The following is a 14,876-nucleotide window of genomic DNA, read 5'->3' on the forward strand; positions in this document are numbered from 1 at the left end:
ATCCTTAAAAAATGATAAAATGAATAGGATAATTTTAGTGATAGTAGGCCTTTTTTCAGGCTTTGTTGGAGTGAGTCAGGAGGGCGTCAAACGTCCTAAATTGGTAGTAGGTATAGTCGTGGATCAGATGCGTGAGGAGTACCTCTACAGGTTTTATGACCATTATAGTGAGGGTGGATTCAAGCGCCTCATGAACGATGGGTTTGAGGTGAAAAATGCCCACTTCAATTATATCCCTACCAAGACGGCGCCTGGTCATGCTTCGGTTTATACTGGGACGACTCCCCGAGTCCACGGAATTATCGCTAACGACTGGTATGACAAGGAGGAGAAACGATATAGGTACTGTGTAGAAGATGAGACGATGACACAGGTAGGGGGATCAGCAGAGACAGGTAAAATATCACCTGTCAATCTACAAACTACAACTGTCACGGATGAGCTGGCGCTATTTTATCAAGAGAGAGCCAAAATCATAGGCATGTCAATCAAGGATAGAGGAGCGGTACTGCCAGCGGGACATCAACCAGATGCTGCTTATTGGTATGATACCCAGACGGGTGAGTTCATGACGAGCTCTTATTATAAGGATGCTTTGCCTAAATGGGTCAAAAAGTTCAACAAGCAAGGTCTAGCAGATAGTTATATGCAGGGGGCTTGGGAGACTTTCTTCCCAATAGAGAAATATGTCGAGTCTGGTGATGATAATAGAGCTGGAGAGCGTCCTTTTGCTGGAAAAAATGAGGCGACTTTTCCTTATGATTTGAAAGCATATAGCAAGCCAAGAAGCTTGATTAAGTCTACTCCTTGGGGCAATACTATCTTAGCGGAGTTTGCTAAAGCCAGTTTGGAGAGTGAAGGGCTAGGACAGGATGAAGTGACGGATTTTCTCGCAGTGAGTTTTTCGTCAACAGATTATGTAGGCCATACTTTTGGGCCGTACTCTAAAGAGGTAGAAGATACCTATGTTCGCTTGGATCGTGATCTAGAATCTTTGTTTCAGGCTTTGGATGAGAAAGTAGGCAAGGGGCAGTGGACGGTTTTTTTCACGGCTGATCATGCGGTAGCTCCGATCCCAGAGGCGATGAAGGAAAAGCACATGCCTGCAGATTATTGGGGTGAGCGTTCGGCACGTGAAGTGCTTAATGCCAAGCTGAATGAAGCCTTCGGGATAGATAGTTTGATAGAAAGTGTCAGCAATGAGCAGTTATTTTTGAATCATGACTTGATAGGAGAAAGTAGTCTTACAGTGTCGGATGTTAAAGCATATTTGATTTCACTTCTGAAAAAAACGGACGGAATCAATGCTGTCTATGATGGTGATGATATCAGTAACTATTCTGGTAATAATTATGATGTATCCATGTTAGCAGCTGGGTACAATCAGCACAGGTCAGGAGATATCCTTTTGATTATTAATTCTGGTTGGATAGACGGTGATCCTAATGGTGAAAATACAGGGACGACACACGGTTCTCATTATAGCTATGATACGCATGTACCGATGTTGTTTTATGGATGGGGAGTGCGCAAGGGGAAAACCTACGATTACCATCCGATCACGGATATAGCTCCGACGATCTCTATGCTGCTCAATATAGGTCTACCGAGTGGTGCAACGGGTCAACCTATCGTAGAGGTTTTCGAATAGCGTTTTTTGATCCACTCATAGAGTGCAATGTTCCAAAGAATAAGTAACATGCCGTAGAAGGTGTCTTCGAACGGTATAGTCGCGATCCTGTAGCCTATATTTTCTGTGTCGTTGTACCAGACGATGGCCTCATCTATCCATGATCCTGTTAGTAGACCATTGGTGATAAAGAAGGGGACTTGTAGGAAGGTATAGGCAAATAGGATGTCTTTGATGTATTCGGCTCTTCGTACGAATGTCAGGTAGATTAAACTCCCAACCAGCAGGACGAATGTGGAGGTGGTGTAGTATTTCCCGAAATGAAAGAGTAATATGATCACTAGTACTACACAGATCGCCATAATAATCATACTGGCCGATTGGCTAGATATCTTATTGAATTTTCCGACGATGAAACAATGGTAACTAAATACGCAGGCGTAGGGGATACATAGGAAAAACAATATTTCTTCGATCGGTAATTGTCCAATATATAGTCCACTTAGATAATCAGGGTTGAATCCCCAGATACCAATGCTCGTGAAATACTGATCCCACACCAAAAATGGTATGGCTACTATAAACATCGCAGGGAGGTAATATTTGAGTTCCCGATCAAATCTCAGTTTAGGATGAAAACTGAATAGAAAAGGAACTGTCAAAGCCCCGAGATCGATAATCAAATAGGTGAATCGATCCATTAGTCCGTTTTCTTTTGGTACTGCTTAAAGTACTTTTTGGGAACGTAAAGCATGCCAAAGCACTCTCCATCTTCCTTGCCTAGATGCTTGTGATGTACTTTGTGTGCTCGTCTGATCGCTTGAAAATAGGGGTGATTGGATTTGGAGAGCCATTTGAAACGCTGATGGATAAAAATGTCGTGTATAGAGAAATACAAAAAGCCATACAGTGTAATCCCAGCGCCTACCCAAAAGACGACACTAGTCGCCATCGTATGGAAACCGAGGTATGTCAAGGCTATGCCTGGGATTGCAAAAATCAGGAAGAAGAAATCGTTCTCTTCGAACCAGCCTTTTGATTTTTTGTCGTGATGATCACGGTGGAGTCTCCATAGGAGGCCGTGCATGAGGTACTTGTGCGAAACCCACGCGACTCCTTCCATCATGACAGTGGTTAGCAGCATGACCAGTATATTGATCCACATCATAGTATAGAAGGTTGATAGTTGTCTAATACACGATCGACCAATTCCTTGAACCAAAAAGTGTATTGGTCTGGATGTACAGCGATATCCTTTTTGAGTTGTTGTGGATCGATGTATTTGATCTCTGATACTTCGTCGGGGTTGAGGAGCATAGGCTGATCCGTCTGTCCTACGAATACATGGTCTAGCTCGTGCTCGATTAGCCCATTGTCAAAATCAATTTTGTACTGAAAGCTCAGTAGCCATTTCAGATCCGTGGTGATTCCTAATTCTTCCCGCATTCGTCTATGTGCAGCATCTGCCAAGTTTTCAGCAGGTCGAGGATGACTGCAGCAGCTGTTGGACCACAGGTTTGCAGAATGGTATTTGCCTGCCGCCCGTTTCTGTAGCAGCATTTCACCTTTGGAGTTAAACAAGAAAATAGAGAATGCACGATGCAATGAACCATCACGGTGAGCAGTGAGTTTTTCTGCTGTGCCGATTTCATTGTCAAGATGATCTACTAATACTACTTCTTCCATGAGGAGTGCTTTTGACGCAAATTTAAGGATGAGTTTTTGGATTAAAAGGTTGAGTTAGATGATATTCATTTGATACTTGAAAATAGAGTTAAGCATCAGGCGGACTTTGTACCCATTAGATATACGTACTCTTTCGTTCATGATACGGTTGGCAGGGAGTTTGGCTATTTTAATAAACAATTGCTTGTAGTAAATGTAAGCTAGGTACACTCCGAGTTTAGAGTTGCTAGGTAGTTGTTTGATACCTATCAGAGCATCGTCGAAATCTGCTAGAATGCTTTGCTCTATTTTTTCTTTTTCACAGTCCTGAAGTTGACTCATGTCGACATCAGGGAAGTACGATCGCCCGAGATCTTGGTAGTCAGCTTTTAGGTCTCGGAGAAAATTAACCTTTTGAAAAGCCGATCCGAGTTTCATCGCAGCAGGCTTTAGATGCTCGTACATCGTGCTGTTACCATTGGTGAATACACGCAGACACATGAGGCCAACCACCTCTGCTGACCCGAGGATATAGGCCTCAAAGGACTGGAGATTGTGTTTGTCTTCAATCAGATCAGCTTCCATGCTTTTCAAGAATAGATCTATCAATTTCCATTCGATCTGATAGTTATGCACTGTATGTTGAAAGGCGTTAAGTACGGGGTTAATGCTGATTTTTTGATCAATGGCGGCTTGTGTTTCCTTACGAATCTGCTGCAACATCGCTTCTTTGTCATAGCCATGAAAGGAATCCACGATTTCGTCTGCCAGTCGGACAAATCCATAAATAGAATAAATCGCATCGTGAATACTGCGATGCAAAAAGTAAATACCCATCGAAAAGCTGGTACTATAGCTTCTCGTGATGGTTTTACTGGATCGGAAGGATATATCATCAAAGATACTTTTCATACGAGTCGTGGTTAAAGTGAGACATTAACTGAGCAGCAGCAACTTGACCAGAAATGATGGCAGGGGGGACACCTGGCCCAGGTACAGTCAATTGACCACAGTGGAATAGATTCTTGATCTTTTTGCTTTTCATTGTCGGTTTAAACATGGCACTCTGCATCAGCGTATTAGCCAATCCATAGGCATTGCCTTTGTATGAATTGTATTCTGCTTTGAAATCGTTGATGCAGTAGCTCTTTTTGACTACTATTCTATCAACTATTTTATCCCCAATGATATTTTCTAATCGACCCACGATTTTATCAAAATACCGAGAACGAATCTCTTCGGTATCTTCTATATCTGTGGCTAGTGGCATCAGTACAAATAGGTTTTCGTCACCCGCTGGTGCGACAGTGTCGTCCGTTTTACTTGGGCAACAGACATAGAAGAGTGGCTTTTCGGGCCACTGTGGAGTTTGATAGATGTCTTTGGCGTGATGATCAAAATCTTCGTCAAAGAATAGATTGTGATGGATCAGGTTTTTTACTTTTCCCTTGACACCTATGTAAAATATTAGTGCAGATGGAGACATGACTCGCTGATCCCAGTAGGCTTCACTGTAGTTTGCTTGGTTCTTCATCAGCACCTGCTCGAAATAGTGGTAGTCTATAGATGATACTAATCCGTCAGTAGGATAGTTTTGGCCATTGGTGACTTGGTTGATCTTTTTGTCTTGGATAGAAAGCTGTTCGACTGGAGCGTTAAAGTGAAAATTGACTCCTTGGCTTTGTGCCAGCTGGTACATGGCATCAGATAGTTGGTAGAAGCCACCCATGGGATAATAAGTGCCCTGCGATAGACAGCTGTAGTTCATTAGGCTGTAGAGTGAGGGAGTTGTTTTGGCAGTCCCACCTAAGAATAGCACAGGGAATTCCAGTAACGATAGAATGTATGGGTGCTTGAAAATGCTACGGACGTATTTGTGAATAGACTGTAGCGCATTCATCTTGATCATCTTGTAGATGGTATCAAACGACATGAACTCTAGCAGAGAATAGGCCGGCTTGTAGACCAGATCGTTGATACCTACATCGTACTTGATCTTACATTCTGCTAGAAATTTTTCTAGTTTGACTCCACTACCAGATTCCAGGGATTCAAAAAGAGCCTTTTGTTTCTCTAGCGTATCAGGTATGTCTATAGACTCTCCTTTGCCAAAATAGATGCGAAACCCTGGGTCGAGTTTTTTAAGCTGAAAGTAGTCAGATGTAGATTTGTCAAAGCGATTGAAAAACCTTTCCATGACATCTGGCATCCAGTACCAACTTGGCCCTTTGTCAAAGGTGAACCCTGCTTCGTGGTACAAGCTACTGCGCCCACCAGGACCACTATTCTTCTCAAAAACATCAACATTCAAGCCATGTTTCGCTAGGCTAGAAGCTGCCGCCATCCCTGAGAAGCCAGATCCTAAAACAGTAGCGTGATATGGTGAAGTGTGTTTCATGGCTCTAATTTACGTTTTGTTTAATTAAAATGAAAAAAAGTTAAACATTAGTATGTGTGCGAAAGTAGTTCTTGTGTACTGTTGACCCAGCTCATAGTAGAAAAGTCCTTAAGGACTTGGCTATAGTTTTGACTGCCTCCAGCGATCACCTGTGGACTGTTTTCTAAGTGTGAGATTGCTTTAAAGTACTTTTTGATATCTTTTTCATAGTTAGGTGTGGTGATAATAGTGATCAGCTTACTGGGTTTTATGTCTGCTATGGTTTCATTCAGGTTTGCGATTGGAACTCTTCTGCCTAGGTACACCGTTGCTATACCGTTAGTGCGGAGTACGTAGTTGCAGAACAATAGAAGTATTTCATGTTCTTCCCATTCGGGTAAAAACAGTAAATAATTCTCTGAAGATGTAACAGACTGTGACGCGGGCATAGCACTGTGTAGTAGTCCCATGAGTTTGTTGGAGAGGAAGTGTTCGTGTGCGGGAGATACCTTGTTGGCGCGCCATAGGAAACCGATACGGTTGAGTAGCGGGAAGAAGAATTCAGAAAAAGCATCCTGCAAATTGGTTTGTGCTATGATCTGTTGGATTTGTTTGTCCAAGCCGACTTCATCAAAACTAATACAAGGCTCGATCAATCGATACATGGTTAGTTCTTGAGAAGAACGAACATCTGATTTTTTTTCATTTTCTTCCAGAATACCTAACACGTCTGCGTCAGACATTTCGCTGATCTTGGATATTTTATAACCTAGGTTGATCAAGGAAGAGACATTGAGTAGTTTTTTGAGCTGACCATCACTGTAAGAGCGGATGTTTGTTTTGGATCTTGAGGGGACGATGAGTTGGTAGCGCTTCTCCCAAATCCGAATCGTATGCGCCTTGATACCCGATAATCTCTCCAGTTCTTTGATTGAATATTTGCCCAAAATCTCCTAATAGTTGCGTGTTGTCTCGAATTGAAAATGAAATTTAATCAATACTCTATAATTAGTGTAGTGAGTTCCTTCAGATTATTTGCAACTTATTGAGATCACTTTTTGTCTGCCTGTTGCATCTCACTTATCTTAGACCCTTCAATTTTATACCCATCCAATATGAAAGTATTCAGGTTTCTTGTGGCCATGATTTTGACAATCATGTTCATTTCTTATGTCAATTTTAAACAAGGAGATATTCCACCGCTGGGAAAGTTTATTAGCCCGTTTACTGGTTTTTGGATGAATGGGGAAAAGGAAAGAATCGGTCTGCCAGAGCAACTCAAGGCAAAACAACTGAAAGAAAATGTTATTCTGAAATTCGATGAGCAGGTGATTCCTCACATATTTGCCAAGAATGACTATGATCTTTATTTTGCTCAAGGTTATATCACTGCCTATCACAGGCTGTGGCAGATGGAGTTTCAGGTGATGGCTACCGAAGGACGCATCTCGGAAATTATTGGTGAAAAGGCCATAGATTTTGACAAGAAGAATAGACGGAAGGGACTCAAATATGGTGCTAAGCGTTCTTTGGAACTGCTCAAAGAATATCCAAAGGCTGATAATATGATGCAGGCCTATGCCGATGGCGTCAATTATTGGATCAACTCCCTGAGCTATGAAGACTACCCGATAGAGTATAAACTGCTAGATTATAAGCCTGAGCCTTGGACGAAACTGAAATCTTGTTTGCTCCTAAAATATATGGCTGATATGCTGGCATCTGGGGAGGCTGATTTAGAAAATACTAATGCCCTGAAATTGTTTGGGAGAGAAGATTTCGAACTGCTGTTTCCTGAGTCATTTGCGACAGTAGATCCAGTGATCCCTAGCGGTACACCATGGGATTTCGAACCGATAGCGGTAGAAAAGCCTGATGTGACATTTCCACTAGTACTTACCCAAGAGACGATCGAAAAACCAGACCCGAGCAATGGCTCGAATAATTTCGTTGTATCTCCCCAGAAAGCGGCTAATGGTAGAGCCATGTTGGCCAATGAGCCTGATTTGGCGCTGAACCTACCGTCTATTTGGTATGTCAATCAACTCAGTGCACCAGGCATCAATACTTTTGGAGCTACGATACCAGGTGCACCTGGCGTGATTGTTGGGTTTAATGACTCTATCGCATGGGGCGTGACCAATGCCAAGCGTGATGTAGTGGATTGGTATCAGATCGAGTTTAGGAATGATAGGAGAGAAGAGTACCGCTATGATAACAAATGGTTGAAAACGGAGAAGATTGTAGAGGAAATCAAAGTGAGGAACGGAGAAACCTTATACGATACCATCGTCTATACACACTACGGGCCTGTCGTTTATGATCATAACTTTATGGGCAATGGCGAAGAAGTCAACTTTTCGATGAAATGGACAGCACATGAAGAGACGGTCGAAGTGAACACCTTCTATCTGCTGAACCGTGCTAAAAACTATCAAGAATATACAGCGGCTCTGGAGTATTTCGAGTCCCCTGCACAGAATTTTGCTTTTGCATCTGCGTCGGGAGATATCGCGATGTGGATCAATGGTAAGTTTCCGGTCAAGTGGGAGGAGCAAGGTAAATTCCTGATGGATGGGCGTGATTCGCGTCAAGAGTGGGCGACCTACATTCCGCATGAGCAGAAAGCATTTGCACTTAATCCCGAACAAGGCTTTTTGAGTTCAGCCAACCAACACCCAGTAGATTCTACATATCCTTATTATGTCTATGATTACAACTATGAGTTCTATCGCAACCGACGTATCAACGACCGACTCTCACTGATGAGTGGCATAGAGGTAGGTGATATGATGAAACTTCAGAATGATAACTACAACTACCGTGCTTCGGAAAGTTTGCCACTGATGCTGGATAGTCTTGATACGGCTAATCTGTCTCTAGCTGCCAAAGGTGCTTATACGATTCTCAGGAGGTGGGATTATTTCAATGATCCCAAAGTGCAGTCGGCGAGTTATTATGAGGCATGGTGGAATGCGCTCTATCCATTGATCTGGGATGAGTTTGTGGATCGAGAGGTAGCGTTGATGAAGCCGCATGTATTCAATACCATTCATTTGATGAACACTGACCCGTACAATAAGTACTTCGATGTGCAAGAAACTGAAAAGAAGGAGTCTGCTATGGATTTGATTAATCAAACTTTCGAGATAGCAGTGAACGAGATAGAGGAGTGGAAAAAAGACAACGAACTGGATCGTGCAGATTGGTACTTATATAAAGGTACGACTGCCAACCACATCTTGAAACTAGCACCATTCTCTGTTGAGAATATAGCGATCGGTGGTAATAGGAATATTGTGAACGCAGCGAGTGCTACGCATGGTCCATCATGGCGAATGGTGGTAGAGCTGGATCCTGGCCAAGTACGGGCCTGGGGTGTATATCCGGGTAGTCAGTCTGGAAACCCTGGGAACCCTGCCTATGCTGAAATGATCGAAAAATGGGCAACAGGGAAGTATTATCCTCTGAATTTTTTACGCTCTGAGAAAGAAGTGAACCCAAATGTTGTATTTACACAAACCCTAAAATCAGAATAATCATGAGGTTTTTATTAAGACTTATCTGTATTGGTACATTCAGTTTATTCTTGTCATTGATCATGCCATGGTGGTGTTTGGTTTTGGTGGCAGGTGTAGTCGCTTTCTTTTTGCCAGGGAGTAATTTTAACGCATTCCTGAGTGGTTTTTTAGGTGGAGGACTGCTTTGGATGGTCATGGCATGGAAGGAAGATGTAGAGGTTGATTCTATTATGTCGCTGAAAATCGTTGCACTATTTCCAGTCGATGATGTGAATATGCTGATTATTGCTACGGGGCTTTTAGGTGCGGTAGCAGGAGCTTTGGGTGCTTTTACGGGCAATAGCTTCAGGCAGCTGTTCATCAAGAAGAAAGAGAAGAGTTTTTATAGCTGATTGTATCTGGGATGCCTTTTGTTTCGTATCTCAAGAGGGTAACCAAAAAGAACACACCATGAAAAAAACAGAAAGTCAATGGAAGGATCAACTCACCGAGGAGCAGTTTCGCGTCTTGAGAGAGAAGGGAACGGAGCGTCCATTTACTGGGGAGTATTGGGACTTTGATAAGGATGGTAAATATGTCTGTGCAGGATGTGGAGAAGAATTATTTGCCTCAGATACCAAATTCGATGCGGGCTGTGGATGGCCGAGCTTTTTTCAACCTGCTGATAAAACCAAGGTGACCAATCACCTCGATACCTCTCATGGCATGACACGTACTGAAGTCACGTGTGCCAACTGCGGAGGACATCTGGGGCACGTCTTTACTGATGGGCCAGAGCCCACAGGTTTGAGATACTGCATCAACTCCGTGTCAATCGATTTTAAAGAACAGTAGCCCCTAGTATGGCGGAGCATAAAGGCATACCTATATACAGTTTGGATAAGTTCAAGCCCGTGGCGGGTTCAGCTTTGCCCTTTCAGGTAGAGGTGTTTGATGCCAATCGCCACTTTGAGGTGCAGTACCCGCACCGTCATGATTTTTTTGAAGTGCTGTTTTTGACACAGGGCTCAGGGATTCATGTGATCGATAGCAACGAGTACGAAATCAAGCCTCCTTGTGTGTTTTTTCTCAGCCCGGGACAGACGCACAAACTGGAGTTGTCCAAGGATGTCGATGGCTATATTTTTCTCTTTACCGCGGAGTTTTATCTTCTAGACCGCAGCAACAAGAACAAGCTGCTGGAGTTTCCCTTTTTTTTCAATCTCAAACAAGAGAACCCTCCCTTGCTTTTGGTAGAGGAGAGTGATACGCTGTTTCTTAAGGGGCTTTTTCGGCAAGGGGCTAAGGTCATGGAAGAGGAGAAGAGCCAGGAGTTTGCCAACTCCCTACTCGATCTGATCCTCAATACCTGCGAACGCCTCTATCCACGAGAGCAACGTGCCATCGAAAAAGGGAAAGGTCATCTCATGGTCAAGCGTTTTCGTGAGTTGATCGAGGAAAAATACCAGTTGAATTTCAGTATCAAACAGTATGCTGAGGAACTGAATGTAACAGAAAATCACCTTACACATACGGTGAAAGAGTTGACAGGTAAGACTTCTAAGGAATTGGTTTTTGACAAGCAAGTGCTTGAAATTAAGCGTCTTTTGAAGCATTCAGATTTGTCTGTCTCAGAGATATCTATGCAGTTGGGTTTCAAGGATCAGTCCTATTTTAGTAAGTTTTTCAAGAAGTTTACCGGGCAGACTCCCAATGCCTACCGAGAGGAATCGTTGAAAAGTACCTAAACTTTTCTCATTATCACCATAAGGATACAAATCGGATGATACACCTTTGTGTTATCGATATTTGATAGCATTATAAAAACATTAGATAAATGGGAAATTATTTCAACACACTACCGCTTAGAGAGCAACTCAATCAGCTCGGCGTATGTGAATTCATGGATGGTTCGGAGTTCAACGATGGCGTTGAGGCTTTGAAAGGGAAGAAAATTGTCATCGTAGGTGCTGGTGCACAAGGCCTCAACCAAGGCCTCAATATGAGAGATTCTGGATTGGATATCTCTTATGCATTGCGTCAAGCAGCGATCGATGAGAAGAGAGCTTCTTTCGTCAATACTTCTGAAGCAGGATTTACAGTTGGTACGTATGATGACTTGATCCCTACGGCTGATTTGGTGATCAACTTGACACCAGACAAGCAGCACACCGCTGTGGTGAAGGCTGTGATGCCATTGATGAAAAAAGGTTCTGCGCTTTCATACTCTCACGGGTTCAACATCGTGGAAGAAGGTACAATTATCAGAGAAGATATCACCGTGATCATGGTGGCACCTAAGTCTCCTGGATCAGAAGTAAGACACGAATACCAAAGAGGATTTGGTGTACCGACATTGATCGCAGTGCACCCAGAAAACGATCCAGAAGGTAAAGGTTGGGCGTATGCCAAAGCGTATGCTGCTGCAACTGGTGGACACAGAGCGGGATGTTTGAAATCATCATTCGTCGCAGAAGTAAAATCTGATTTGATGGGCGAGCAGACGATCCTTTGTGGTCTGTTGCAGACTGGATCTATCCTATGCTTTGACAAGATGACTGAGAAAGGTGTAGACGCTGGTTGGGCATCTAAATTCATCCAATACGGATGGGAAGTGATCACCGAATCACTCAAGCACGGTGGCGTGTCTGGTATGGTAGATAGATTGTCTAACCCAGCCAAAATCAAGTGTTTTGAGATCTCTGAGGAGTTGAAAGACATCATGAGACCGCTATTCCAAAAGCACCAAGACGATATCATGTCAGGTGAGTTTTCTTCTACGATGATGAAAGATTGGTCTGAGGATGACAAGAACCTATTGAACTGGAGAGCTTTGACGGGTGAGACCAACTTCGAGAAAACCGCAGCTGCGGACGTAGAGATCACTGAGCAAGAGTTCTATGACAAAGGTCTATTGATGGTCGCTATGGTCAGAGCGGGCGTAGAGTTGGCTTATGAGACGATGACTGAAGCAGGAATCAAAGGTGAGTCTGCATACTACGAGTCACTGCATGAGACGCCATTGATCGCCAACACGATCGCTAGAAAAAAATTGTTCGAGATGAACAGAGTGATCTCTGATACTGCGGAGTATGGATGTTACCTATTCGATCACGCATGTAAGCCACTACTGGGAGACTTCATGAAGTCAGTAGAGACGGACATCATCGGTATGGATTACAACGATACGGTAGATGGTCAAGTAGATAACGTGACTTTGATCCAGATCAATGAGAAGTTGAGATCACACGATATCGAGAAAGTAGGATCAAGATTGCGTAAAGCAATGACGTCTATGAAGCAAATTGCTTTAGGGTAATCCTTACAGGGAAATTCTAAAAAACTTTTAGTTAAAACTTAAAAGCTCATACCGATTTGGTATGAGCTTTTTTTGGTCTTAGTGGAGTCAATTACTATCTAATGTAAGGGTAGTAGTGTTTCTTTGTGTGCATTATCCCTGTTTGTAGTCCTATGAATCTACCATTAGTCCATGAATCGTCTGACGATGCTCAGATCAGACTGCTTCAGCAGGAAATCCAATCCTTAAAGGCCGTTTTGGATGAGGTAGAAGGGAAGACGGTCAGTTTCGAAGCTATGCTGCGCCAGAGGCTGGGAGAATTACTGATCGAGGAGCAGGAGCTGACGGTGCTTTACAAGCAACAGAAGCTAGCCAAGAAAGAAAAGCGGTTGGCGCAAAAGCGGAAAGGGAAGAATTATGCTGCGCCGCAGGGGTTAGTTAGATCTGAGAATAGCAAGAAAGAAATGCTCCCTGTACAGCATCAGGAACACAAACGGCTCTATAGAGAAGCCATGCTACAGGTACATCCAGACAAGTATGCCATGCGTGAGGATGCCACAGATGTCGCGACGGAGCTTACCACGCAGTTGATAGCCATCTATCAATCAGGAGATTTGAAGGAGTTGCAGGCGTTTCATGCCTTTGTCATGGGAGGTGAAGTACCTGTCGCAGCGGAGCGAATACCAGTTCTAAAGCAGCCTCTATCGACCTTAACTTTGTTGCGGCGTGAAAAGACCCGTCTCGAAGAGCAGCTAGATAGCGCGAAAGATCAACATCTCTATCAGATATGGATCAGTTATACCGATCCTATGGCTTTCGTAGAAGAACTGGAGGCATACTATCGAGATCGAATCGCCAAGCTGCGTAGACGAACCAGAAGCTGACAGACGCTACTCCAAAAGCGTGATGCGTACTTTCTTGGTTTTGAGTTTGGTGTTATTGAGCTGCTTGGTAAGCTGACGTACTTTGTTCCTCGGGACTGCTACGAATGCACAATCTTGTTTCAATTCTATCGTGCCCAGCTCATCCTTTTTTAGTTCTCCTTGTTTGAAGAATAATCCTGCGATATCGCCTTTGGATATTTTGTCTTTTCTCCCACCTGAGATGTAGAGTGTCTCCCACATACTGGAGACAGGAGTGGTACGAGAAGTAATGCTAAAATCTTCTGCATCCTGAACGAAATCTGGTAAGGACTCATTCTCCCATTTGAGGATGTAGGCTGTGCCGTCACTGTGCATCCGTGCCGTACGCCCATTGCGGTGGGTGAATTCCTCTTGCTTCACAGGTAGTTCGTAGTGGATGATGAAATCCAACTCTGGCACATCGATCCCTCGTGCAGCGAGATCTGTAGCTACCAATAGACGGCTCGTGCCATTTCTAAACTTGATAAGTGCGCGCTCTCTGTCGATTTGTTCTAATCCACCATAGAAGCATTCATGTCCGATATCTTGTTGATGGAGAAAGTTGCTTACGGTCTGTATGGTGTCTTTTAGGCTGCAGAACAGGATGCCATTTTTGTCTCCTACATGTCCTAGCAGTTGTAGCAGTGAGTCTAGTTTGTTTCTGCTAGGAGACGACAGCACCTTGAGGGTTAACAGGCTTTTGGACTCTCCGAGGAAGCTAATCGTTTGGGGGTTTTGAAGCCCTACGAAAGCAGGTATTTCGCCTTTTTGTGTGGCGGATGTCAGTACTTTTTTGGTGAGATAGGGCAGGGCAGAAACGATCTCTGTCATTTCGCTTTCGAATCCTACCTCCAGTGACTTGTCAAACTCATCCAGTACCAGCGTCTGAATGCTATCGGTATCGATATTTTCTCTTCGGATGTGATCCGCCACACGTCCTGGTGTGCCTACCAGTATCGCCGGGGCATGTTTGAGCTCGATACGATCCTTCGATCCCGATCTGCCGCCATAGATGGCGTTGGTTTTGAACCCGCTACCCATCTCCCGTATCACCTGCTCGATCTGAATGGCGAGTTCTCGGGATGGAACCAAAATCAAGACTTGTATCTGGTCGCTGTTCGGGTCGAGCTGTGCAATGATCGGGAGCAAAAAGGCCAAGGTTTTGCCTGTCCCTGTAGGAGAGAGTAGTATAACCTCTGACCCAGTACTGATGGCCTCATGTGCCTGCTCCTGCATCGGGTTGAGCTGTGCGATACCGAGTTTGCTGAGGATGGCTTTTTGATCTTTGTTCGTTGCTGACATAGCCGCAAAGGTATTCTGTTTTGTACGGAGACAACCACCCTTGTACTAATTTGATCGGATGAATAAGCATTGAAACGCTATTGTCCTTTGAGAATATATAATGAAGTGTCGTCCTGTTTTGAGCTGATAAAAGGAGGAATAAATGTTGCGTCTTTTAAAAAGGTTCACAGGAACTATTTATACATGTCGTTGTTTTCTACCT

The 14,876-nt window shown here is 43.7% G+C and carries 14 protein-coding genes; 7 read left to right on the top strand and 7 right to left on the bottom strand.

All coding sequences use genetic code 11. The annotated features are described in order from the left end of the window. The first annotated feature begins 19 nt into the window (after positions 1-19). The gene (gene pafA, locus BGP76_RS04050) at positions 20-1,651 is read left to right on the top strand and encodes an alkaline phosphatase PafA (protein WP_119843691.1); all 1,632 of its coding nucleotides are present in this window, start codon (positions 20-22) and stop codon (positions 1,649-1,651) included. On the opposite strand, the gene BGP76_RS04055 is transcribed toward pafA, so the two are convergent. Genes BGP76_RS04055 through BGP76_RS04080 form a run of 6 tightly spaced genes read right to left on the bottom strand, consistent with a single transcriptional unit; the run spans position 1,624 to position 6,619 of the window. After that, a complete protein-coding gene (locus BGP76_RS04055) occupies positions 1,624-2,331 on the bottom strand; it encodes a lycopene cyclase domain-containing protein (RefSeq protein ID WP_073119102.1) in 708 nt (235 codons plus the stop codon). The two genes, pafA and BGP76_RS04055, sit on opposite strands and share 28 nt — an antisense overlap. Continuing rightward, a complete protein-coding gene (locus BGP76_RS04060; protein WP_073119100.1) occupies positions 2,331-2,798 on the bottom strand; it encodes a sterol desaturase family protein in 468 nt (155 codons plus the stop codon). The genes BGP76_RS04055 and BGP76_RS04060 overlap by 1 nt, the downstream gene beginning before the upstream one ends. Further along, entirely contained in the window at positions 2,795-3,316 is a 522-nt protein-coding gene (idi, locus tag BGP76_RS04065) for an isopentenyl-diphosphate Delta-isomerase (protein WP_119843692.1), read from the bottom strand. Before idi ends, BGP76_RS04060 begins: the two co-directional genes overlap by 4 nt. A gap of 54 nt (positions 3,317-3,370) precedes the next feature. Continuing rightward, on the bottom strand, positions 3,371-4,207 hold the full coding sequence (locus BGP76_RS04070) for a phytoene/squalene synthase family protein (RefSeq protein WP_073119096.1): 837 nt from the start codon (positions 4,205-4,207) through the stop codon (positions 3,371-3,373). Further along, a complete protein-coding gene (locus BGP76_RS04075) occupies positions 4,191-5,693 on the bottom strand; it encodes an NAD(P)/FAD-dependent oxidoreductase (protein WP_119843693.1) in 1,503 nt (500 codons plus the stop codon). The genes BGP76_RS04070 and BGP76_RS04075 overlap by 17 nt, the downstream gene beginning before the upstream one ends. Positions 5,694-5,740: 47 nt before the next feature. Continuing rightward, positions 5,741-6,619 (bottom strand): MerR family transcriptional regulator, encoded by an 879-nt coding sequence (locus tag BGP76_RS04080; protein WP_119843694.1) that lies wholly within the window; start codon positions 6,617-6,619, stop codon positions 5,741-5,743. Between the two features lie 168 nt (positions 6,620-6,787). Here BGP76_RS04080 and BGP76_RS04085 point away from each other — a divergent pair, with 168 nt between their 5' ends. The 6 genes from BGP76_RS04085 to BGP76_RS04110 all read left to right on the top strand — a co-directional run bounded on the left by BGP76_RS04085 (position 6,788) and on the right by BGP76_RS04110 (position 13,354). Further along, positions 6,788-9,211, top strand: coding sequence for a penicillin acylase family protein (locus tag BGP76_RS04085; protein WP_119843695.1), 2,424 nt, complete (start codon positions 6,788-6,790; stop codon positions 9,209-9,211). Between the two features lie 2 nt (positions 9,212-9,213). Then, a complete protein-coding gene (locus BGP76_RS04090; protein WP_139280863.1) occupies positions 9,214-9,585 on the top strand; it encodes a hypothetical protein in 372 nt (123 codons plus the stop codon). A 58-nt stretch (positions 9,586-9,643) separates the two neighbouring features. Further along, the gene (msrB, locus tag BGP76_RS04095; RefSeq protein ID WP_119843696.1) at positions 9,644-10,027 is read left to right on the top strand and encodes a peptide-methionine (R)-S-oxide reductase MsrB; all 384 of its coding nucleotides are present in this window, start codon (positions 9,644-9,646) and stop codon (positions 10,025-10,027) included. 8 nt (positions 10,028-10,035) lie between these two features. Next, a complete protein-coding gene (locus BGP76_RS04100) occupies positions 10,036-10,920 on the top strand; it encodes an AraC family transcriptional regulator (protein ID WP_119843697.1) in 885 nt (294 codons plus the stop codon). An 89-nt stretch (positions 10,921-11,009) separates the two neighbouring features. After that, positions 11,010-12,491 (top strand): ketol-acid reductoisomerase, encoded by a 1,482-nt coding sequence (ilvC, locus tag BGP76_RS04105; protein ID WP_073119084.1) that lies wholly within the window; start codon positions 11,010-11,012, stop codon positions 12,489-12,491. A gap of 152 nt (positions 12,492-12,643) precedes the next feature. Beyond that, a complete protein-coding gene (locus tag BGP76_RS04110; RefSeq protein ID WP_119843698.1) occupies positions 12,644-13,354 on the top strand; it encodes a hypothetical protein in 711 nt (236 codons plus the stop codon). Between the two features lie 6 nt (positions 13,355-13,360). Here BGP76_RS04110 and BGP76_RS04115 read toward each other — a convergent pair whose 3' ends face one another. Beyond that, positions 13,361-14,674, bottom strand: a complete 1,314-nt coding sequence (locus BGP76_RS04115) for a DEAD/DEAH box helicase (RefSeq protein ID WP_119843699.1) — start codon at positions 14,672-14,674, stop codon at positions 13,361-13,363. Positions 14,675-14,876: the final 202 nt, after the last annotated feature.

It is taken from the genome of Reichenbachiella sp. MSK19-1 (assembly GCF_003590315.1).
GTDB classification, from domain to species: Bacteria; Bacteroidota; Bacteroidia; order Cytophagales; family Cyclobacteriaceae; genus Reichenbachiella; species Reichenbachiella agariperforans.